23 protein-coding genes are annotated in these 20302 nt (G+C 69.7%); 14 read left to right on the plus strand and 9 right to left on the minus strand.

Annotated features, from left to right (window positions below; translation table 11 throughout):
• Nucleotides 1-9: 9 nt before the first annotated feature.
• Genes tadA through ACQP1V_RS42345 form a run of 3 tightly spaced genes read right to left on the minus strand, consistent with a single transcriptional unit; the run spans nt 10 to nt 1457 of the window.
• The gene (gene tadA, locus ACQP1V_RS42335; RefSeq protein ID WP_433417323.1) at nt 10-477 is read right to left on the minus strand and encodes a tRNA adenosine(34) deaminase TadA; all 468 of its coding nucleotides are present in this window, start codon (nt 475-477) and stop codon (nt 10-12) included.
• A complete protein-coding gene (locus ACQP1V_RS42340) occupies nt 474-953 on the minus strand; it encodes a tRNA adenosine deaminase-associated protein (RefSeq protein ID WP_433417326.1) in 480 nt (159 codons plus the stop codon). The genes tadA and ACQP1V_RS42340 overlap by 4 nt, the downstream gene beginning before the upstream one ends.
• A 15-nt stretch (nt 954-968) precedes the next feature.
• Complete coding sequence (locus ACQP1V_RS42345) at nt 969-1457, minus strand: tRNA adenosine deaminase-associated protein (protein ID WP_387413970.1); 489 nt, start codon at nt 1455-1457, stop codon at nt 969-971.
• 139 nt (nt 1458-1596) lie between these two features.
• Here ACQP1V_RS42345 and upp point away from each other — a divergent pair, with 139 nt between their 5' ends.
• The 6 genes from upp (at nt 1597) to ACQP1V_RS42375 (ending at nt 5583) form a co-directional block, all read left to right on the plus strand.
• On the plus strand, nt 1597-2235 hold the full coding sequence (upp, locus tag ACQP1V_RS42350) for a uracil phosphoribosyltransferase (protein WP_067137651.1): 639 nt from the start codon (nt 1597-1599) through the stop codon (nt 2233-2235).
• Nucleotides 2236-2349: 114 nt separating this feature from the next.
• A complete protein-coding gene (locus ACQP1V_RS42355) occupies nt 2350-2568 on the plus strand; it encodes a hypothetical protein (protein WP_067137650.1) in 219 nt (72 codons plus the stop codon).
• Between the two features lie 72 nt (nt 2569-2640).
• Nucleotides 2641-2817, plus strand: a complete 177-nt coding sequence (locus ACQP1V_RS42360; RefSeq protein ID WP_157570573.1) for a hypothetical protein — start codon at nt 2641-2643, stop codon at nt 2815-2817.
• Nucleotides 2814-3344, plus strand: a complete 531-nt coding sequence (locus ACQP1V_RS42365; RefSeq protein WP_067137648.1) for a PH domain-containing protein — start codon at nt 2814-2816, stop codon at nt 3342-3344. Before ACQP1V_RS42360 ends, ACQP1V_RS42365 begins: the two co-directional genes overlap by 4 nt.
• A gap of 121 nt (nt 3345-3465) precedes the next feature.
• Nucleotides 3466-4797 carry a helix-turn-helix domain-containing protein gene (locus ACQP1V_RS42370; protein WP_433426130.1) on the plus strand — a complete coding sequence of 444 codons (1332 nt, stop codon included), beginning with the start codon at nt 3466-3468 and terminating at the stop codon, nt 4795-4797.
• A 96-nt stretch (nt 4798-4893) separates the two neighbouring features.
• Entirely contained in the window at nt 4894-5583 is a 690-nt protein-coding gene (locus tag ACQP1V_RS42375) for a FadR/GntR family transcriptional regulator (protein WP_387413966.1), read from the plus strand.
• Between the two features lie 150 nt (nt 5584-5733).
• Here the strand turns inward: ACQP1V_RS42375 and dnaN are convergent, their stop codons facing one another.
• The 3 genes from dnaN to ACQP1V_RS42390 form a co-directional block, all read right to left on the minus strand.
• Entirely contained in the window at nt 5734-6846 is a 1113-nt protein-coding gene (gene dnaN / locus ACQP1V_RS42380) for a DNA polymerase III subunit beta (RefSeq protein ID WP_433417329.1), read from the minus strand.
• Between the two features lie 69 nt (nt 6847-6915).
• A complete protein-coding gene (locus ACQP1V_RS42385; RefSeq protein WP_433417332.1) occupies nt 6916-7575 on the minus strand; it encodes a response regulator in 660 nt (219 codons plus the stop codon).
• Between the two features lie 60 nt (nt 7576-7635).
• Nucleotides 7636-8850 carry a sensor histidine kinase gene (locus ACQP1V_RS42390; protein WP_433417334.1) on the minus strand — a complete coding sequence of 405 codons (1215 nt, stop codon included), beginning with the start codon at nt 8848-8850 and terminating at the stop codon, nt 7636-7638.
• 173 nt (nt 8851-9023) lie between these two features.
• Between ACQP1V_RS42390 and ACQP1V_RS42395 the strand changes: the two genes are divergently transcribed.
• Nucleotides 9024-10535: an alpha/beta hydrolase family protein gene (locus ACQP1V_RS42395; protein ID WP_433417337.1), complete on the plus strand. Its 1512-nt coding sequence runs from the start codon at nt 9024-9026 to the stop codon at nt 10533-10535.
• A gap of 26 nt (nt 10536-10561) precedes the next feature.
• Here ACQP1V_RS42395 and ACQP1V_RS42400 read toward each other — a convergent pair whose 3' ends face one another.
• Together ACQP1V_RS42400 and ACQP1V_RS42405 are read right to left on the minus strand one after the other, a co-directional pair.
• A complete protein-coding gene (locus tag ACQP1V_RS42400) occupies nt 10562-11218 on the minus strand; it encodes a response regulator (RefSeq protein WP_067137638.1) in 657 nt (218 codons plus the stop codon).
• Nucleotides 11215-12702 carry a histidine kinase gene (locus ACQP1V_RS42405; RefSeq protein WP_433417339.1) on the minus strand — a complete coding sequence of 496 codons (1488 nt, stop codon included), beginning with the start codon at nt 12700-12702 and terminating at the stop codon, nt 11215-11217. Before ACQP1V_RS42405 ends, ACQP1V_RS42400 begins: the two co-directional genes overlap by 4 nt.
• A 154-nt stretch (nt 12703-12856) precedes the next feature.
• On the opposite strand from ACQP1V_RS42405, the gene ACQP1V_RS42410 reads away from it, so the two are divergent.
• From ACQP1V_RS42410 to ACQP1V_RS42440, 7 genes are all read left to right on the plus strand, one after another.
• Nucleotides 12857-13735: an ABC transporter ATP-binding protein gene (locus ACQP1V_RS42410; protein WP_433417342.1), complete on the plus strand. Its 879-nt coding sequence runs from the start codon at nt 12857-12859 to the stop codon at nt 13733-13735.
• A 160-nt stretch (nt 13736-13895) separates the two neighbouring features.
• Complete coding sequence (locus tag ACQP1V_RS42415; RefSeq protein ID WP_433417345.1) at nt 13896-14642, plus strand: ABC transporter permease; 747 nt, start codon at nt 13896-13898, stop codon at nt 14640-14642.
• A gap of 80 nt (nt 14643-14722) precedes the next feature.
• A complete protein-coding gene (locus tag ACQP1V_RS42420; protein WP_433417348.1) occupies nt 14723-15511 on the plus strand; it encodes a helix-turn-helix domain-containing protein in 789 nt (262 codons plus the stop codon).
• A gap of 156 nt (nt 15512-15667) precedes the next feature.
• Nucleotides 15668-16114 carry an SRPBCC family protein gene (locus tag ACQP1V_RS42425; RefSeq protein WP_067137632.1) on the plus strand — a complete coding sequence of 149 codons (447 nt, stop codon included), beginning with the start codon at nt 15668-15670 and terminating at the stop codon, nt 16112-16114.
• A 40-nt stretch (nt 16115-16154) separates the two neighbouring features.
• Nucleotides 16155-16901, plus strand: coding sequence for a metallophosphoesterase (locus ACQP1V_RS42430; protein ID WP_433417351.1), 747 nt, complete (start codon nt 16155-16157; stop codon nt 16899-16901).
• A gap of 273 nt (nt 16902-17174) precedes the next feature.
• Nucleotides 17175-17795: an HNH endonuclease family protein gene (locus ACQP1V_RS42435; protein WP_433417354.1), complete on the plus strand. Its 621-nt coding sequence runs from the start codon at nt 17175-17177 to the stop codon at nt 17793-17795.
• A gap of 82 nt (nt 17796-17877) precedes the next feature.
• On the plus strand, nt 17878-18705 hold the full coding sequence (locus ACQP1V_RS42440) for a patatin-like phospholipase family protein (RefSeq protein ID WP_433417357.1): 828 nt from the start codon (nt 17878-17880) through the stop codon (nt 18703-18705).
• A gap of 19 nt (nt 18706-18724) precedes the next feature.
• Here the strand turns inward: ACQP1V_RS42440 and dnaB are convergent, their stop codons facing one another.
• Complete coding sequence (gene dnaB, locus ACQP1V_RS42445; protein ID WP_387413942.1) at nt 18725-20128, minus strand: replicative DNA helicase; 1404 nt, start codon at nt 20126-20128, stop codon at nt 18725-18727.
• Nucleotides 20129-20302 lie beyond the last annotated feature (174 nt).

Below are 20302 nucleotides of genomic sequence, written 5' to 3' on the forward strand. Positions count from 1 at the left end.
GCCGTCGTTTCAGGGCCGGCGCCGGGCGAAGAAGTCGGTGAGAACGGCGGAGCACTCCGCGGCGAGCACCCCGCGGACGACCTCGGGCCGGTGGTTGAGCCGGCGATCCCGCACCACGTCCCAGAGCGAGCCCACAGCCCCCGCCTTGTCGTCGTCCGCGCCGTACACGACACGATCGACGCGGGCCTGTACGGCGGCGCCCGCGCACATCGTGCAGGGTTCGAGGGTGACGACCAGGGTGCAACCGGTGAGCCGCCACTCGCCGCGCCCCTCGGCGGCGGACCGCAGCGCCAGGACCTCCGCGTGCGCGGTGGGATCCGCGCTCGCCTCGCGGTCGTTGCCCGCCTCCGCCACGATCGCGCCGTCCGCGTCAAGGACGACCGCGCCGACCGGGACCTCTCCCCGCTCGCCCGCGCGAACGGCCTGCGCGAGCGCCCGCCGCATGGCCGCCTCGTGCGCCGCGGACGGGCCGGTCACCGCAGGCGGTCGAGTTCGTCGGCGAAGGACAGCCGCTCGGCGATCACGGAGAGGACGTCGGCGGGCAGCCCCTCCTCCATACTCAGCTCCAGCAGCTCCTCCGAGCTCACCCCGAGGTCCGCGAGCAGGTCGAAGTCGCCCGCCGGCCGCACGCCGAGGTCGGCCGGCTCCTTGTCGACCGCCACGCCGGCGAGGTCGGTGAAGATCTCCGCCAGCGGGTCGCCCTGGCCGGACTGCGCATCGGAGAGGAAGACCCGCAGGTCGAGGTCGTTCTCGTACCGGACGATGGCGAACCACTCGTCCTCGACCTCGACGCAGAGCAGGACGAGTTCGTCGCCTTCGAGGCCAAGGACCTCCTGTACGGCGTCGCCCAGGTCGTCGGCGATCTCCGCCGAGCTGAGGTCGACCTCGGCTCCGTTCCAGCCGCCGTCGATCTTCACGAAGGCGGCGGAGAAGAGATTGGATCTCGAGGGCATGGCCGGGCTCCCGAGTCAGCCGATGGCGGCGTCGACGGCACGTTCAAACGGCTGGGAGAAGCCCAGCCGCGCGGCGATGCTCGACAGCACCTCGTCAGGGAGCAAGTCGAGATCTCCGGAGAGCGCGCCGAGTTCCATCTCGTCCAGCCCGAGGTCGGCGAAGATCGACAGATCGCCGGCGGGGAGCACGCTGTCCAGCTCCTCCTCTTCGGGGACGGGGACGTCGAGGTATTCGAGGACCTGCTGCGCGAGCGGCCAGTCCCAGGAAGCAGTGATGTCGGACAGGAAAACGCTCACACGCTCACCGAAGACTCGCAGCGCCACGAAGAAGTCATCCCCCACGGCGACAAGGCCAATCGTGGCCCCCATGCTCGGCGTCTGGCGGAGCGCGTGGATCAACCCGCGTAGATCGGAGGTCAGCCCCATCGGCAGCATCTCTGCTTCCCAGCGGTCGTCCTCGCGGTAGACCACGATGGCGAAGTCCAGCGCGTCCTCGTCTGTCATCGTCATCCCCACCGATGCGGTCCTAACGTCAGGCAATCGTCGCAGAATCCGGTCCCAACCGTACGGCTTCCGCGCCAAATTGTGATCAAAACCGCCGGTGACGTTCGTCCCTATTACTCCGGACGGTACCTTCTGTGGCATGGAAAGCCTCGTCGTTGACCACCCTCTCGTCGCCCACAAGCTGACCACGCTGCGTGACGTCCGCACCGATTCCCCGACGTTCCGCCGTCTCGCTGACGAACTGGTGACACTTCTCGCGTACGAGGCGACCCGGGACGTCCGCATCACGGACGTGACCGTGCAGACCCCGCTCGCCCCTGCCCACGGCATACGGCTGTCGCGCCCCGCGCCGCTCGTGGTGCCGATCCTGCGGGCCGGCCTCGGCATGCTCGACGGAATGATGCGCCTGCTTCCCACGGCCGAGGTCGGCTTCCTCGGCATGATCCGCGACGAGTCCACCCTTGAGGCCCAGACCTACGCGACCCGCCTGCCCGAGGACCTCTCCGGTCGGCAGTGCTACGTGCTCGACCCGATGCTGGCCACCGGCGGCACGCTCGGCGCGGCGATCCAGTTCCTCTTCGACCGGGGAGCCGAGGACGTCACCGCGCTCTGCCTGCTCGCGGCGCCCGAGGGCGTGGCGTACCTGGACAAGATGTTCCAGGGCTCGGGCAAGCCGATCCGCGTGGTGACGGCGGGCATGGACGAGCGGCTCAACGAGAACGGGTACATCGTCCCGGGTCTCGGCGACGCCGGCGACCGCCTCTACGGCGTCGTCTGAACTTTTCCCAGACTTTCCCGCGTCTAGTTACAGCATGTACTCGTCTGGGTACGTAGAGTAATGACGACGTGTCTTTGCGTTCCCGGCCACCGGGGCCGCTCATCAGGGGGAGTCATGAGTCAGCTTCCGCATGGCGGACGCTACGAGTTGGTCGAGGCGGCGCTCCGCGACGAGTTCGCGGGCATCCACCCCGCCGCCACCGTGACACGGTGCATCGAGGTCGCCCACCACGGCGCCGAGGAGGTCACCGGCCACGCATACCCCGCCCTGGTCGAGCGAATCGCACGCAAGCACCTACAAGTTCTCGCCGTGGCCGCCGAAGGGCGCGCATGACCGTCGACACCGAAGCCGGTTCTTCCGGTTTTACCGCTTTACCGAAGTAGGCGGCTGGGTAATCTATTGGTCATGGGAGTGGTGACGGCGGTGCAGCTCAAGAAAGTCGTGAAGTGGGGAGCGCTCGGTCTGGTGGCCTTCTACCTGTTGTCGAGGCCGGATGACGCGGCCCACACAGTGCAAGGCGCCGTCAGCGGAGTCATGAAGGCGGCGGACTCGATGGCCCAGTTTTTCGCAAAGCTGACATGAGACTAGTGACCCACGGGGACTCTGCCCCGTCGTCGGTCAACCGTTACCTCCTCCCCCACGAACACCAGGTCATCATGGTGCGGCGACACCCCGCCGTGCTTCTCAGGCCCATCGGCGAGATCTTCGGCGGGCTCGTCGTGGCAGGCCTGCTCAGCAAGTGGCTGAGCGACGCCGGAGGCGGCGAGGCACTCGTCGTCGTCTGGTGGGCCTGGCTGCTGCTCCTCATCCGCTTCGTCTGGAAGGTCGCGGAGTGGTCGGTCGACTACTTCGTGGTCACGTCCCAGCGCATGCTCCTCACCACGGGCCTGATCACGCGCAAGGTCGCGATGATGCCACTGGCGAAGGTCACCGACATGAGCTTCCAGCGCTCACTGCTGGGCCGGATGCTCGGTTACGGGGAGTTCGTCATGGAGTCGGCCGGGCAAGATCAGGCCCTTCGTACGGTTCCCCACATCCCCTACCCCGAGACCCTGTATCTCGAGGTCTGTCAGATGATCTTCCCGAGCAAGGACGATGCGGACGACTGATGGCCTGTGAGGTTGTGATCGAACCTTCACCGCGGCGATTCCTGACCAAGGGTTACACGATTCGCTAGCTTCGTGCCATTATGACGTGACCATTGACCATTTCCCCGCCCTGAGAGATCAGATGCCGAGTCAGGGAACCATCGGTGACCGCGTCCGCGGACTGCGGTTGAGCAGGCGCATGTCTCAGGCCCAGCTGGCCGGACCCGACCTTTCCGACAGTTATGTCTCGCTCATCGAGTCCGGAAAGCGAACGCCCACGCCCGTCGTGGCGCGGCTGCTCGCGGAACGGCTCGGATGCACCACTGAGTTCCTCCTGCACGGGATCGAACCACGGCAACGCATCGACACCGAGCTGGGTCTCCGTCACGCCCAGCTTGAGCTTTTCCACGGCGATCCGGCAATTGCGGCCGACCGATTCGGCGACATTGTCAAGGCCGCCGGCGAGGAGAACGCGATGCTCGCCGCGCACGCTCAGCTCGGGCTGGCGCGGGCGCTGGAGGCCCAGGGGCTCACCGGCTCCGCGGTCGAGGCGTACGAGCGGCTGCGCAGGGAGGCGACCGCGCACCCCGAGCGCCTGGCCGACCTGCCCATCACCGTCGCTCTCTGTCGTTGCTACCAGCGGGCCGGTGACACGCTGCGCGCCCGGGACCTGGGCGCGCAGGCGCTGTCCCAGGTGGAGCCGCTCGGCATCGAGCACGGTGAGCTGGCGATGGAGCTCGCCGACGCGCTGGCCGAGACCGAGACCGGCCTCCCGTACGTCGAGCGTGTTCTGGCTGCGCACGACACCCCGAAGTGCGCCCATCACCGCGTCGACGAGGTGATGGCGCTCTGGAAGGCGAGCGTCACCGCCTCCGAAGGCGAGGACTCGGCCCTCGCCGTACAGCTCGCGGAGGACGCGATCGCGACCGGCAGGCCCGAGCGACTCGCGTTCCGCTTCGCCCGAATTGCGATGAACTGGGCGAGGCACACCTCGGTGGCTGCCGAGGACACCGATTTGGACCGAGCCAACGAGTTGGCCGCGTCCGCGACCCAGATCCTCGCCGAGCTGCCCGGCAGGGTGGCCGAGCACGCGCGCAGCCTGATCGTGCTGTCGCACGTACGTTTCCGTTCGGGTGACGTCGAAGCGGCGACGGATTTCGCCGTCCGGGCGCTCGATCTGCTCGTGGGGACGGGAGGGACGGTGCCGGCCACCGCTCATCTCGTCCTGGCCGAGATCGCCTTGGCACGCTCCCAGGACGCCGGTCCGGCTCTGCGGACGGCGCAGGAACTGCTGGAAGGGACCGCCGCCGCCATCGACCGGGAGACCGCCCGCGCCTGGCGCCAGCTCGGCGACCTCTGGGGGCAGGCCGGTTCCGGCGAGGAGCAGGCCAAGGCGTATCGTAGGGCTCTCGAAGCCGTCGGAATCCGTGCGAACATGCCGGGATCCACCGCATCGGCGGCGCTCGTCCGATAACCCCTCCCTGAGCTCTCGGCCCGTTCGGGGGCTCTGGAATAATCAGGGTCGACCGGTCATTGACTCATCGGATGACTGTCCCCCGAGGAGGCGGATGTGAGCCTGCGTACCGCGCAACGGGCGTCACTGGTCGACCAGGTGATCGATCAGCTCAAGGAGCAGATCACCTCTGGCTCCTGGCAGATGAACGCCAAGATTCCCACGGAGACCGTGCTCGCGGAGCACCTCGGTGTCGGCCGAAACACCGTACGTGAGGCGGTGCGGGCCCTCACCCACGCCGGCTTGCTGGAGTGCCGCCAGGGCGACGGCACGTACGTGCGGGCCACGAGCGAGCTGTCCGGCGCGATGGCGCGCCGGCTGCGTGCCGCCGAGCAGTTGGAGATCCTTGAGGTCCGCCGGGCGTTCGAGGTGGAGGCCGCGCGGCTCGCGGCCACGCGTCGCACGACGGAGGACATCGAGAAGATCGAGAAGGCCCTCTCCAAGCGTGAGGAGACCTGGTCCGGCGGGCACGTGGACGCGTTCGTGGAAGCCGATCTGGAGTTCCACATCGCCGTCGTCGAGGCGACGCACAACAGCGTGCTGATGGACCTGTACGGCGACTTCGCGGCCGCGCTGCGCGCCAGCATCGCGGCGGCGGGCGGCTCGCTGAAGCAGAACTACATCCCGCACGACGCGATCGTGCGCGCGATCGTGGCCGGTGACGCAGCGGCGGCCGAGCGGGCCGGACACGCCTGCATCGAGCACATCCTGATCGCCCTCACCGAGTCGCAGGACCTCGCGGGCTGAGTCCCGCCGGACTCAGCCCGTCACGCGGCCGACCCCGGCCCGCTGATCGACGCGCACGGCTGCCCCGGCCTTCGCTCTTCACCCGAACGATCTTCGCCGGTCAATCAGCCATGCACGTCCCCTCCCGGCGCCCTGGCCGGTGGGAGGGGCTCAGCCCAGGCGCAGCGACATCACCAGGTAACGGAAGTCGGGGTCGTCACCCTCGTTCGAGATGAGCGCCGGTCGGGTGGGCGAATCCATGCTGATGCGGGCGTGCTCCGTCTCCACCCCGGTCAGGCCGTCCAGCAGCCAGTGCGGCTGGAACGCGATCTGGATGTCGTCTCCCGTGAAGCGGGCGTCGACGACCTCGGCGCCGCGGCCGATGTCACCACCGCCCGCCTGGATCAGGCACCTGCCGTCCGCCGAACCTCCCTCGCCCGCGGAGAACGAGAGCCGGATCGCGGTGTTCCGCTCGGCCACCAGGGCCACCCGCTTGATCGCCTCGATGAAGGGCGCCACGCGCACCTCGGCGTGCATGGCCCACTCGGTGGAGAGCCGGGAGCGGTAGTCGATGAACTGCTCGTCGAGCAGGCGAACGGTGGTCGTGCGCCCCTGGCTCTCGAAGCCGGCGACGCTGTCGCCGAGGCCGATGGACACCTCGCCGCCGCGCAGCGAGCGGGCCACGTCGACCAGCACCCGGGCGGGCACGACCGCGGCGTGCCGCTCACTTTCGTGGACGGGATGCCACAGGAAGTCGCGCCCCGCGATCCGGTAGCGGTCGGTGGCGGCCATGGACACCGAGACACCGTCGATGTCGATGCGGATGCCGGTGAGCATCGGGAGCGTCTCGTCCCGGCTCGACGCGGCGGCGACCTGGCCGATCGCGGTGGCGAACACTCCGCCGCCGACCGCTCCCACCTTGGACGGCATCGCGGGCAGGGACGGGAAGTCCTCGGCGGGCATGGTGATCAGACCGAACTCGACGCTGCCGCAGGTGAGCAGCGCCTCGGAGCCGTCGAGAGCGATCCGCACCGGCTCGCTGGGCAGGCTTCTGGTGATCTCCGCGAGCACCTTTCCCGGGATCAGCACCCGGCCGGGCTCGGCCACAACGGCCTCGATCACCACCTGCGCGGAGACCTCGTAGTCGAACGCGGAGATCCGCAGATCGTCGCCGGCCTCCAACAGCAGACCGGAGAGCACCGGAACGGCCGGCCGCCCGGGCAGGACACGGGCCGCCCACGCCACCGCGTCGGCGAGAACATCACGGTTCACCTCGAACTTCACGGGACCTCCTGTCGCGCCTGCCTGCCAGGCAAAGGTATCGGCCGGGACCGACAGAACGAACCTGCCAGGTCAGCGCGTGCCGGGTTGGAGCAGCCCCGACTCGTACGCCGCGACGACGGCCTGGACGCGGTCGCGCAGCCCGAGCTTCATCAGCACGTTGCTGACGTGCGTCTTGACCGTGTGCTCGCTGACCACCAGTTCGGCGGCGATCTCGGCGTTGGACAGGCCGCGCCCGAGAAGGACCAGGGTCTCCCGCTCGCGGTCGGTCAGCACGTCCAACCCAACGGGAGCGATGGCGGGACGCGGCTGCCTGCGCACCATGTCGTCGATCAGCCTGCGGGTCACCGCCGGCGCCAGAAGGGAATCGCCCGCCGCCACGACGCGTACGGCATGGACGAGGTCGTCCCGGCGGACGTCCTTGAGCAGGAAGCCGCTCGCGCCCGCGTGCAAGGCGTCGTACACGTAGTCGTCCTGGTCGAAGGTGGTCAGCATGAGGACCTTCGTGTCGGTCTCGGCGCACACCACGCGGGCGGCCTCGATGCCGTCCATGCGGGGCATGCGTATGTCGAGCAACAGCACGTCCGGCGCATGACGGCGGACGGCCTCGATCGCCTCGGCTCCGTCACCCGCCTCCGCGACCACGGATATGTCCGGCTGGGCGTCGAGGATCATCGAGAAACCGCTCCGGACGAGTTCCTGGTCGTCGGCCACCACAACATTGATCGTCACGTGGCAACCCTGCCAGAGGTCGTCGTATGCCCGGGAGGTGGGAGCTGCCGCGCTTCACCCTCACACACCGGCGAGCGGTAGCCGTGCGGCCACCTGGAAGCCGTGCGTACGGCCCGGTGGCGTGCCGAAGGACGCGGTGCCGCCGCAGGCCGCGGCCCGCTCACGGATCCCGATCAGCCCGTTTCCGCCGGAGAAACCGGGCCCGCGCAGATCAGGACCGCGCCTCTCCGCACCGCGCGGATCGGGGCTGGGCGTGTCCGCCCCACGCGAGTCGGCCGCGGGACCCCGCCCGTCATCTGTGACGGTGATCGACAGCGCGTCGTCCTGCCAGTCGAGCCGGACCTCCGCCTCAGTGGCGGCGGCGTGCTTGAGCATGTTCGTCAGGGATTCCTGGACGATCCGGTAGGCGGCGATCTCCACATCCGACGAGACGGCGACCGGCTGTCCCGTGGTCGTCAGTGACACCCGTGGGCCCGTGTCGCCGACTCCGCCGACCAGTTCGGGGATCCGGTCGATCGTGGGCTGCGGTTCCCTGGGTCCCTCGGTCTCCTTCAGCAGGCCGAGCATCCGCCGGAGCTGCGCCATCGCCTCCCGGCCCGCCGCGCCGATCGCGTCGAAGGCGGCCTCCGCCCGGTCGGGATTGGTCCGTACGGCGAGCGGACCGGCCTCGGCCTGCACCACCATGATGCTGACCGCGTGGGCGAGGATGTCGTGCATGTCCCGGGCGATCCTGGCGCGTTCGCGCTCGGCGGCGCGTTCCGCCTCCAGCTGCCGCTCGCGTTCCAGTTGGGCCGCCCGCTCCTCCAGGACCGTCGCGTACGCCTGGTGGACGGTGACCGCCCGGCCGAGGGCGTAGGAGGCGGCCCACGTCAGCAGACCGCGGACCAGGGTGGGGACCGAGTTGCCACCGAAGAGGATCGATCCCGGCACCATGAGCAGAAGGAGCGCCAGGCGCTGCCACCGCGGCGCGAGTTGAGCGACGGTGTACGTGGCGACGAGATGTCCGTACCAGAGGGGCTGCGGGGGAATGTCCGGATCGTGCATCGAGTACACATTGGTCGCCAGGATAATCGCGATGAGCACGGCCAAGGGGTACCTGCGGCGCACGATCAGTGGCAGGGAGGCGCCGATGACCGGGAGGTACTCCATGACCGTCCACGGCTCCGGGCCGGCCATCCGGCTCGTGTAGAAGAACGGGACCGATTGCGCGGCGAGCACCACGGCCGTCAGTACGGCGTCAATCAGGAGTGGATGAAGCGCCCGAAATCGCGCCATCGGTGACATAGAGCCCAAGTATTGCGGGCGATCGACATCGTTTCCTCCGTCGTGCGAGGGATCCCCCTTCGGGACCACCTCCCTCGCGTGATGGAGCGGGAAGACCGCTCGAATCGGCGATCCCGCGAAGTGCCCCGCCGGGAAACCATGAGGCCATCGCATTTCACGACGCGATGCCCGACACGACACAACACGACCTGCCCCGACGCGACACGGCGGACATCGCGACAGCACCGCGCCGGATCCACGTCGCTCACGTCGCGTTTCCCGACTTCTGGCACACCACCTTGGAGAACCCCGTGAAGACCGCTCTTGGCGCCGCCTCCCTCGCTCTCGCCCTCGGCGCCGTGGCCGCCACCGTGGCACCGGCCGCCGCCGACGCCGCCGGGACGAAGAGCGCCGGGACGTCCGAGCTCAAGACCGCCGACGTGAGCTTCCGTACCAGCGACGGACAGACGCTCGGCGGCCGGATCTTCGAGCCCGCGAACGCCACCGGCAAGCTGCCCGGGCTGTTGCTCGTCCACGGGTCGGGCCAGGGCAACAAATGGAGCGAGCTCCAGAAGGAGGCCGAGGAGTTCGCCAAGCAGGGCATGGTGGTGCTGGCGCCCGACAAGCGCAGCGTCGGCTATTCCAAGCTGAATCGGGACTACTCCCAGCTCGCCGACGACGCGCTGAAGGCCTTCGCCGTACTGCGGAACCGTCCGGAGGTGGACCCGGCGAAGACCGGCGTCTGGGGCCTCAGCGAAGGGGGGTGGGTGGCGCCGATCGCCGTCACCCGGAACTCGGAGATCAAGTTCATGATCACGGTGGGCGGGCCCGGCCTGGAACCGCTGCGCACCCAGGCCTGGAACATGGCCAACAAGGTGGACAGAGCCGGGATCGAGGGATCGGCCCGGACCCTGCTCAACGAGCGCTTCTACCGCGTGGGCGCGGACGCCGGGATGTTCCCCGAGGCCCACTACGACCCCGTTCCGACGCTGAAGAAGATCCACCAGCCGGTGCTCGCCCTGTGGGGCGCCGAGGACAACCAAATCCCGCCGGCGGAGAGTGCGGAGGTCTTCAGTAAGACCCTTCCCGGCAGCGTGACGATCAAGTTCTTCCCCCACGCCCCGCACGCGCTGTGGGCCGGCGGACGCGAGGCCGCCGACGAGCTGGTGCCCGGCTACGCCGAAACCGTCGGCGCCTGGGTCCGCGACGTCACCGGCGGGCACGTCCCCGCGTCGAGCGCCGACCCGCTGCCCGCACAGCCGACCAGGAGCGTGCCGCTCCCCGAGTCGGCGTGGTGGGAGGGCTGGCAGGCCCAGCTCATCGTGCTGGTGCTGCTGATCGTGGCGTTCGCGACCTATCCGGTGGCCGCTCTGGTCCGTCGTCGCCGAGGCGGCACCGGCGGTTCCTGGCCTGCCCGGATCCTCGCGGCGTCCGGTCTCATCAGCGTGCCCCTCTCCGTGTACGCGGCCGTGTCCATGATCGGCTCCGCCAACGGCCACGGCATCGACCTCGGCCCGCTGATCGCCGGTCGGCCGATCCTCTGGCTGGTCGTGCAGCTGCTCGCCTTCACCACCCTCATCTCGACGGTGGTCACGGCGACCCGGTTGCGTACGGCACGGCTCCGGGAGTGGGTGCTGATCACCGGTGGCCTGCTCTTCATCCCCTGGGCGCTCTACTGGGGCCAGCTGCTCCCCTGATCCGCTCCTGACCTCGAGCAGGCCCCTCAGGGGGCCTGTTTGCCGTTCAGGAAGGCGAGTACGGCGAGCACGCGGCGGTTGTCGTCGTCCGAGGGAGCCAGCCCCAGCTTGGCGAAGATGTTCGCGGTGTGCTTGCCCACGGCGCTGTCGCTGAGGAAAAGCCGCTGCCCGATGGCGGCATTGGAGCGGCCCTCGGCCATCAGTTCGAGGACCTCGCGCTCTCGGGGAGTGAGCCGGCCGATCGGCTCGTTGCGCGCGTTACGGGCCAGCAGCTTGGCGATCACCTCGGGGTCCATGGCGGTGCCCCCCTCGGCCACCCGGCGCACCGCGTCGATGAACTGGCCGGCGTTGAAGACCCGGTCCTTGAGGAGGTAGCCGACACCGCCCGAGCCGTCGGCCAGCAGCTCCCGGGCGTACAACTGCTCAACGTGCTGGGAGAGGACGAGCACGGGCAGGCCGGGGATCCGGCGGCGGGCCTCCAGGGCGGCCTGGAGGCCCTCGTCGGTGAAGGTCGGCGGTAGCCGTACGTCGACGACGGCCACGTCGGGGCGCTCCCTGAGCAGGGCGGCGAGAAGATCGGGACCGGACTCGACGGCCGCGACGACCTTGAACCCGTGTGCCTGGAGCAGGGCGACCAATCCCTCGCGGAGGAGGTGCAGGTCTTCGGCGATGACTACGCTCACCGGTCTACCTTGTCACGCTTCACCTGGTTGGTGAGGGTCACCGCGGTCGCCAGCATTCCACCGCCCAGGAGGATCATCCCGACGATCGTCGGCCACTGCAGTGCCTCCGGCATGTGGAGCGCCAGGAACCACGACTTCTCCGGGGCGCCGGTCAGCTTCATGACCATCGCGACGAACCCCTGCGGGATCAGCGGGAGCCAGCACATGCCCCAGCACACGCCCAGGGTCATGCCCTTCCACCTCGCGAGCGGCGGGACCACGCTGTCCAGGGCGCGGGTCAGCTCCAGGACGGCCGTGGTGGGGCCGCCGATCGGGCTGTTCAGCGCGAGCACACCGTCGAACGCCGCGAGCCTGCGTTCGATGCCCTGCAGTCCGGTCCCCCGTTCGGGGTCCGCTCCACCCTGGCCGTCATCGGTCACCGTGGCCCGCAGGGTGGTCCCCTGGTGGCTGATGTCGATCCACACCTCGGTCGCGGCACCGTGCTTCACCGCGTTGGTCAGCAGCTCGCTGATCGCGAAGTAGGCGGCGGACTCCACCGGGGCGTCCGGCCGTACCGGCAGGTCGGCGGTCACGTGCGCGGTGAGCGGGGTGTCCAGGGCGAGAGCGCGTACGGCGTCGCTGAGCCCGCGCTCGGCGAGCACCGGCGGGTGGATGCCGCGCACGACCTGACGCAGCTCGCGCAGCGCGGTGGCCGACGCCTCGCTCGCCTTGGCGAGCAGCGCCTTGGCGGCGGCCGGGTCGGTGTCCACGAGCTGCTCGGCGGCGCCGATGGTCATGCCGATCGCGACCAGCCGCGCCTGCGCGCCGTCGTGCAGGTCACGCTCGATGCGGCGCAGCTCGGCCGCCTGCGAGTCGACCGCGTCGATCCGGGTCCTGGCCAGGTGGCTGACCCGCTGGGCGAGCCGCGCCTTCTCGGTCGGCGCGAGCAGCCCGTGCGCGATCTGCCCGTGGGCCCGGAGGCTCCACGGGATGACGACCGGCGCCGTGGCCACCGCGATGACGGCAGGCAGCAGGCCGAGCATGTTGCCGTCGAGCAGCATGGGGAGCCCGGCCGCGACGAGCAGCACCGGAAGGGCGACGATCAGACCGCCGGCCCACGGGTTCAGCATGAGGTAGGCGAGATCACGCCAGGTCGCGGGGTCGTTCACCATCCAGGTGAACCGCCGGTTGAACGCCGGAACGCGCGGCGTCTTGTACAGGTTGCGGCCGTCGCGGTACCAGCCGTCCCGCTGTGGCCGCGGGGGCGGCGGGGCGGGCCGGTACGGCTCGTCGATCGTCACGCCGGACCACCTGGCGGCGAGCCTCCGCTGCGCCCCTGTCGTCGCCCGCGCGAGCCGTACCGCAGGGGTGAACGCGAACACCAAACCCACGAGGAAGGTGAGCGCGACCGCGACCAGCATCACCAGGCCGACCAGCTGCCCGATGATCACCATCCCGAGAAGGCCGGTCGCGTGGCCCACTGCCGCGAGAGTACGTCGGTTCATGCGCCTCAGTCTGTACGGAGGGAACGGGCGTGCGCAGTGACCCGAGACACCCGGGAGGGGTGGAGTTATCCCCACCCCCCGTCGGGCAAAAGTGCACCATAACCGGGTCCGCACCCGCATTCTCCCCGGAGCGCGAGATTTCTAGCTTCGTGGCATGGCAATCATCTCTGTCCACAACCTGCGCAAGACGTACGGCGAGAAGGTCGCGGTCGACGACGTGTCGTTCGCGGTCGAGGAAGGCGAGATCTTCGGGATCGTCGGCCGCAACGGCGTCGGAAAGACGACCACGGTCGAGTGCGTCGCCGGGTTGCGCACGCCGTCGTCCGGCGTCGTGGAGTTCGGCGCCGGCCTGACCGACGTGAAGGAGCAGATCGGCATCCAGCTCCAGGACTGTTCGCTGCCGGACAAGCTGAAGGTCGGGGAGGCGCTGGAGCTCTACGCGTCCTTCTATCCGCGGCCCGCGGACTGGCGTGCGCTGCTCGGCGAGATCGGCCTCGACCCGCGCGTCGCGTTCGCCAAGCTGTCCGGCGGGCAGCGCCAGCGGCTGTCCGTCGCGCTCGCGCTGGTCGGGAACCCGCGGATCGCGATACTCGACGAGCTGACCACCGGCCTCGACCCGCAGGCCCGCCGCGACACCTGGGACCTGATCGAGCGCGTCCGCGAGATGGGCGTGACGGTGCTGCTGGTCACGCACTTCATGGAGGAGGTCGAGCGGCTCTGCGACCGGGTCGCGGTGATCTCGGCCGGCCGCGTTCTCGCGGTGGACACCCCGGACGGGCTCATCGAGCGCGCCGGCGGCGGGCAGCGGATCGTCTTCCACACGACCGGGCCCGTCGATACCCTCACGGCGTTGCCCGAGGTCACCACCGTCCGGCGGAACGGTGACGAGGTGGTCGTGACCGGCACCGGCGACCTGCTCGTCACCGTGGTCGGCGCCCTCACACCGGGGCAGGTCAGCGGCCTGCGCACCGAGCGGACCACCTTCGACGACGCCTTCCTCGCCCTCACCGGGAACGCGCCCGTCTCGTCGTGACGCCTCCCCCGGCGCACGCCCCGGCCGCCGCGTTCACCACCGCACTTCCCTTCGACTCTCGGCGCGTGCTCCGGCCCACCGGACGCCCTTGGCCCCCAGTGACCCGTCCCCCCGCCCGTACGCCGTCGCGTACCGGCTCTGCTGAAACCGGAGAATCCTGATGCTGGTCCAGAAGAAACTGATCCTCACCGAGGCGAAGCTGTTCCTACGCGAGCCGGCCGCGGTGTTCTTCGTGACCCTCCTGCCCGTCGCGCTGCTGCTGGTGCTCGGCCTTTCCGTCCCCGGGTTCAGCAAGCCGGATCCGGCCCTCGGAGGCGAGCGGCCCGTCGACGCCCAGTTCCCCGCGATGATGGTGCTGCTCTCGCTCGCGACGCTCGCGCTGAGCGCGCTTCCCACGACGCTGGTCACGTACCGGGAGAAAGGGGTGCTGCGCCGGATGTCCACGACGCCGGTACGCCCCGGGGCGCTGCTCGTGGCGCAGATCGCGATCAGCGCAGCCGTCGCCGTCCTGAGCACGACCTTGACGCTGGCGCTGGGACATCTGGTGCTCGACATGCCGGTGCCGCGGCTGCTCGCCGGCTTCGCCGGGGTGCTCCTGCTCGGCGCGATCGCCCTGTTCTCCATCGGGCTGTGGCTCGCCGCCGTGGCGTCGAGCGTGAAGGTCGTGCAAGGTGCGGGCTCCGCGGTGCTGTTCCCGCTGCTGTTCCTCGGCGGCATGTGGCTTCCGCGCGACCTCATGCCGTCCCCGCTGCGCGTGGCGAGCGATTTCACGCCGACCGGCGCGTTCGGGCAGGCGCTGCGGGACACGATGGGAGGGCACGCACCCTCGCTCACGCATCTCGCGGTGCTCGCCGGGTGGGCGTTGATCGCGGGGATCGCCGCCGCCCGCATGTTCCGCTGGGAGTGATCCGCCCGGCCGGGGTGCGCCCGGTCCATTACCTCTCGGGGAATCGCGACCGTTCACCGGCGGGGCATAACGTCGTGCGTGTGACCACAGCTTCGATCCATCACCGGCCGATCGGCGAGTTGCTCCGCACGTGGCGCGAGCACCGCCGGTTGAGCCAGCTCGACCTTTCAATCCAGGCCGAGATCTCGACCCGGCATGTGAGCTTCATGGAGACGGGGCGTTCCACGCCCAGCCGCGAGATGGTTCTCCACCTCGCCGAGCACCTCGACGTCCCGCTCCGGGAGCGGAACCACCTGCTGCTCGCCGCCGGTTACGCCCCCGTCTACACGGAATCCACGCTGGACTCGCCGCAGATGGCAGCCGTACGCGACGCGATCGGGAAGCTGCTGGCGGGGCACGAGCCGTACCCCGCCGTGGTGGTGGACCGGGGGTGGAACCTGGTGGACGCCAACGCGGGCCTCCGCATGCTCGTGGCCGGGATCGCCCCCGACCTGCTGTCGAACGTGCTGCGTGCGAGCCTGCACCCCGACGGGCTCGCCCCGCGGATCGCGAACCTCGGGGAGTGGCGGGCGCACCTGCTCGGACGGCTCAAACGGCAGATCGCCCTGACCGGAGACGCCGAGCTGGCCGAGCTGTACGCGGAGCTGCGGGACTATCCCTGCGACCAGCCGGAGCCCGAGGTGGAGCTGCCGGGGCCGGGCGACATCTTCGTCCCGCTCCGGCTGTGGCACGGGGATCGGGAGCTGTCGTTCTTCAGCGTCGTGGCGACGTTCGGCACGCCCCTCGACGTCACGGTCGCCGAGATGATGATCGAGTCGTTCTTCCCGGCCGACGAGGAGACCACCCGCTTCCTCCGCGACGTCGGGTGAACCCTGTCGTGACGGCCGCCCGTCTCCGCCCGGGGAGCCCTGCGCGCCGGGCGGCCGCATATGTTCTCCTCCGAAATTCATGATCTGGACTTCTCGCCAAGCGCGGTCTTTGTCACAATTCCCGGCATAGATCACGTTCCAAGTCCGGAGGCCGTCGTGCCGCAGAAGGTACTGACCAATACGTTCCACGTCGACGCCACCCCCGAGGTGGTGTTCGAGCATCTCACCACGCCCGAGAGCTACATCGGGCTGTCGCCGCTCGTTGTGGCGGTCAAGGATGTGGATCGTTCCGAACCCGGCGTAATCCGCTACACCTCCATCGAGCGGTTCCGGTTCCTCGGCGTCTTCACGCATGACAACCCGATCGCGGTGACACTCCTCACCGAGGGACTCTCCGTACGCGGTGACGTGACGAGCCCGGGCAACGTCCGCCTCGTCTACCGGTTCGATCTGACGCCGGACGGGGCCGGCACCCGGGTGGACGACCGGCTGGAGATCACCGCACCCTGGTTCCTCACAGCATTCGCGGCCGGCCAGGCGCGCAAGGTCCAGCTCGCCCGCGCGGGCATCCTCGCCGAGCGCCTCGCCGTACCCGTCGGCTGAGCCCGTGGGAGGCTGAGATCCCCGACGCTGAGGAGACCCCGTGCTCGTGCTGGCCCATGTGAGCGACATCCACATCGACGGGAGCGAGCGGAACACCGCGCGCGCCGCGAGAGTCCTCGACCACGTCGGCGGCCTGCCCGTCGACGCGATCCTCCTCACCGGAGACATCGCCGACCACGGGGCCGTCGAGGAGTACGAGATCGCTCGCGGCCTGGTCCCGGCCGACGTTCCCTTCGTGCTGTGCCCCGGCAACCACGACGTCCGCGAGGACCTCCGCAAGGTCATGCTCGACGGGACGGAGGACGGCCCGGCCGCCGGCGGGCCGGTCAACCAGGTCCTCCACCTGCCGGGCGCGACGATCGCGCTGTGCGACTCGAGCATCCCCGGACGGCACGACGGGCTCCTCGGCGACGAGACCCTCGACTGGCTCGACGCCGTCCTCGCCGCCGCTCCCGACGTACCGGCCTTCGTCGGGATGCACCACCCCGCCGTCCCGCTGGGCATCCCGTACGTCGACGAGATCAGGCTGGGCGAGCCGGAGCGGCTGGCGGCGGTGCTCGGCCGGCACCCCCAGGTGGTGGCGGTGCTGGCCGGGCACGCCCACACGGGCGCGGCGACGACGTTCGCGGGCCTGCCCCTGCTGGTGGCGCCGGGCGTGGTGAACACCGCGCTGACGCCGTTCGAGACGAAGGCCCGCCCGCCGATCGACCTCGACCTCCCTCCGGCCGTCGCCCTGCACGTCTTCGACGAGGGGCGGATCACCACGCACTATCGCCCGGTGGGGTGAGGTCGCGCCCGGTGGGGTGAGGTCGCGCCCGCTGCCTTTCCGCGCGGGCGCGACGATCTCGTAAACGGGGACCTCACCTCCCCGATGGGTCAGGCACCCGTTTTTTGGGGATTTCTTTAGCCGGGCTTCATCGGGGAGGCGGCTCTGGAAACGCGCGAGGTTGTCGTCGTCGCGGTCGCGGGCATCCTGCTCGCCGCCGTCGCCGCCAAAGGGACCCAACAAAGCGCCACCGGCGCCTCGGGTGCGCGGGCCGCGACCGGCGCCGCGCGGGCCATGCCGCTGAACAACACCCGCGGCACCAAGCCGGGGCTCGCCCCGGTCGCCTCCGCCAAGGACCGGGCCGCCGCGGTCGCGCTGATCCGGAAGCTGCGGGTCAAGGGAAGCGGCCCCAAGACCGGGTACGCGCGGACCCGCTTCGGAGAGAACTGGGCGGACACCGCCGACGGCGTGCCGTACGCGGGGAACGGCTGCAGCACCCGGAACGACCTGCTCGCCCGGGACGGCCAAAACGTCCGATATCGCCAGGGCTCCCCCTGCGTGGTGACCAAGCTGACGCTCAAGGACCCGTACACCGGCCGGACCATCCGGTGGCGGAAGCAGCGCGCCGACCTCGTCCAGGTCGATCACGTGGTGCCGATGTCGTACTCGTGGCGGATGGGCGCCGCCCACTGGCCGATGGCGAAACGGCTGCGCATCGCGAACGACCCGCTCAACCTGCTTCCCGTGTACGGCCCGGCCAACGAGGCCAAGGGCGGTTCCGGGCCCGCCTCGTGGCTGCCTCCGAACCGGAAGATCCGTTGCGCATACGTCACCCGGTTCGCCCAGGTCGCGCTCAAGTACCGCCTTCCGGTGACCCGGGCGGACAAGGCGACGATGCTCGCCCAGTGCCGGTGAGCTCATCTTCCTTCTGCTTCACTACGATCTAGATGACCTAGATCATCTTGTGAAGTATCGGCTTATGTGTAAGGGGATGCCCATGGACACGACGACCCGCGCGCTGGTGCTCGGCGGAGGGGGCGTCGCCGGGATCGCCTGGGAGACCGGCGTGCTGGCCGGGCTCGCCGACGTCGGAGTCGACGTCACCGGCGCGGACCGGATCGTGGGCACCTCGGCCGGCTCCACCGTCGCCGCCCAGATCACCAGCGGCCTGACACTCGACGAACTGCTCAGGCGGCAGATCGACCCGGCGGCGCAGGCTCCGGAGATCCCCAGCGGCGTGGCGATCGCCGAGCTGATGGAGCAGTGGGTCGAGATCTACACCCAGACCTCCGACCCTGCCGAGGCGCGCAGGAAGGCCGGAGCGCTCGCGCTCGCCGCGTCCACCGTGACGGAGGAACGGCGGCGCGAGGTCATCTCGGCACGGCTGCCCGTCCACGAATGGCCCGACCGCGACCTGGTCATCGTCGCCGTCGACGCGTACACGGGCGAGCCGATCCTGTTCACGCCGCGGTCGGGCGTGAGCCTGGTGGACGCGGTGGCGGCGAGCTGCGCCGTGCCGTGCGTCTGGCCCGCGGTGACCATCGGCGACACCCGCTACATGGACGGCGGCATGCGCTCGTCGAACAACGCCGACCTCGCGGCCGGTCACGACCGCGTGCTCGTGCTTTCGCCGCTTGAGGATCCGGTGCTGGCCGGGCAGGTCGCGACACTCGGCACGACCGTCGAGGTCATCCAGCCCGACGACGCCTCCCGCGCGGCCATCGGCCCCGACCCGCTCGACCCGGAGGTGCGGACGCCGTCCGCCGAGGCGGGGTACGCCCAGGGACGGGCGGCCGCCGCGACCGTCGCCGCCCTCTGGCGGTAGCCGCCCTCTGCGGGAGTCGTCAGTGCGTGGCCATGTCCACGAAGCGGCTGTAGTGGCCCTGGAACGCCACCGTGACGGTGGCGGTGGGGCCGTTACGGTGCTTGGCCACGATCAGGTCGGCCTCGCCCGCCCGCGGCGACTCCCGCTCGTAGGCGTCCTCTCTATGCAAGAGGATCACCATGTCGGCGTCCTGCTCAATCGACCCAGATTCCCTCAAATCGGACACTTGAGGACGCTTGTCGGTGCGCTGCTCGGGACCACGGTTGAGCTGCGAGATCGCGATGACGGGCACCTCCAGCTCCTTCGCGAGAAGCTTGAGCGACCGGGACAGCTCGGAAACCTCCTGCTGGCGGCTCTCGGTCCGCTTGGGAGAGCTCATGAGCTGGAGGTAGTCGACGATGACGAACCGCAGGTCGTTGCGCTGCTTGAGACGGCGGCACTTGGCCCGGATCTCCATCATCGACATGTTCGGGGAGTCGTCGATGAACAGCGGCGCCTCGGCGACCTCGCCCATGCGGCGGGCCATGCGGGTCCAGTCCTCGTCGCTCATCGTCCCCGAGCGCATGGTGTGCAGCGCGACCCTCGCCTCCGCCGAAAGCAGTCGCATCGTGATCTCATTACGCGACATTTCCAGCGAGAAGACAACAGTCGTCATACCGTGCTTGATAGCGGCAGATCTGGCGAAATCTAGTCCTAACGTGGACTTTCCGATGGCCGGTCGGGCGGCCACAACGATCATCTGGCCGGGGTGCAGGCCGTTGGTGAGGGCGTCGAGGTCCTGGAAGCCGGTGGGGACGCCGACCATCTGGCCGTGGCGGCTGCCGATGGCCTCGATCTCGTCCAGCGCGCCCGGCATGATCTCCGACAGCGGCAGGTAGTCCTCAGAGGTACGCCGCTCGGTCACCTTGTAGATCTCGCCCTGCGCGCGGTCGACCAGGTCGTCGACCTCCTCGCCCTGGCCGCCGTACCCGTAGGAGACGATGCGCGTGCCGGCCTCGATCAGCCGGCGCAGGACGGCCTGCTCCCGCACGATCTTGGCGTAGTAACCCGCGTTGGCCGCGGTGGGCACGACCGCGGTCAGCGTGTGGAGGTAGGGAGCGCCGCCGACCCGGCCCAGCTCGCCGCGCTTCTGCAGATCGTCCAGGATCATGATCGAGTCGGCGGGCTCGCCCCGGCCGTAGAGGTCGGTGATGACGTCGTAGATGATCTGGTGCGCGGGGCGGTAGAAGTCGTCGCCGCGCAGCACCTCGACCACGTCGGCGATCGCATCCTTCGACAGCATCATGCCGCCGAGAACGGACTGCTCGGCCTCGATGTTGTGCGGCGGGGTCCGCTCGAAGGCGACATCGGAGCCCCCCGGGCCACCGGGACCTCCGGAGCCTCCGGAACCCCCCGGCCCGCCCGGGAAATCAAGCACGCTCACTGCAGACACCCCCCAACACAGCAATCCCAGTTGTAATCCGCCGGTCTGACAGTTTCGCGGCTGCCGCACCCTACCGGCAACGCGACCTGTGGACCCGCCTGTGGATAACGTGTGCACTTCGGCCGCTCAGGTGTGAACACCCTGGGGACGAGCCTGGGGATAACCCTGTGGCCA

Source organism: Microtetraspora malaysiensis (assembly GCF_050947145.1).
In the GTDB taxonomy this organism is placed as follows: Bacteria; Actinomycetota; Actinomycetes; order Streptosporangiales; family Streptosporangiaceae; genus Microtetraspora_A; species Microtetraspora_A malaysiensis.

Bases quoted from the DNA above. Each gene is read 5' to 3' on its own strand.
- ACQP1V_RS42340 (WP_433417326.1), bottom strand. From the start codon at position 953: ATGCCCTCGAGATCCAATCTCTTCTCCGCCGCCTTCGTGAAGATCGAC.
- ACQP1V_RS42345 (WP_387413970.1), bottom strand. From the start codon at position 1,457: ATGACAGACGAGGACGCGCTGGACTTCGCCATCGTGGTCTACCGCGAG.
- upp (WP_067137651.1), top strand. From the start codon at position 1,597: ATGGAAAGCCTCGTCGTTGACCACCCTCTCGTCGCCCACAAGCTGACC.
- ACQP1V_RS42355 (WP_067137650.1), top strand. From the start codon at position 2,350: ATGAGTCAGCTTCCGCATGGCGGACGCTACGAGTTGGTCGAGGCGGCG.
- ACQP1V_RS42360 (WP_157570573.1), top strand. From the start codon at position 2,641: ATGGGAGTGGTGACGGCGGTGCAGCTCAAGAAAGTCGTGAAGTGGGGA.
- ACQP1V_RS42365 (WP_067137648.1), top strand. From the start codon at position 2,814: ATGAGACTAGTGACCCACGGGGACTCTGCCCCGTCGTCGGTCAACCGT.
- ACQP1V_RS42370 (WP_433426130.1), top strand. From the start codon at position 3,466: ATGCCGAGTCAGGGAACCATCGGTGACCGCGTCCGCGGACTGCGGTTG.
- ACQP1V_RS42390 (WP_433417334.1), bottom strand. From the start codon at position 8,850: ATGGCGCGATTTCGGGCGCTTCATCCACTCCTGATTGACGCCGTACTG.
- ACQP1V_RS42395 (WP_433417337.1), top strand. From the start codon at position 9,024: ATGCCCGACACGACACAACACGACCTGCCCCGACGCGACACGGCGGAC.
- ACQP1V_RS42405 (WP_433417339.1), bottom strand. From the start codon at position 12,702: ATGAACCGACGTACTCTCGCGGCAGTGGGCCACGCGACCGGCCTTCTC.
- ACQP1V_RS42410 (WP_433417342.1), top strand. From the start codon at position 12,857: ATGGCAATCATCTCTGTCCACAACCTGCGCAAGACGTACGGCGAGAAG.
- ACQP1V_RS42415 (WP_433417345.1), top strand. From the start codon at position 13,896: ATGCTGGTCCAGAAGAAACTGATCCTCACCGAGGCGAAGCTGTTCCTA.
- ACQP1V_RS42435 (WP_433417354.1), top strand. From the start codon at position 17,175: ATGCCGCTGAACAACACCCGCGGCACCAAGCCGGGGCTCGCCCCGGTC.
- ACQP1V_RS42440 (WP_433417357.1), top strand. From the start codon at position 17,878: ATGGACACGACGACCCGCGCGCTGGTGCTCGGCGGAGGGGGCGTCGCC.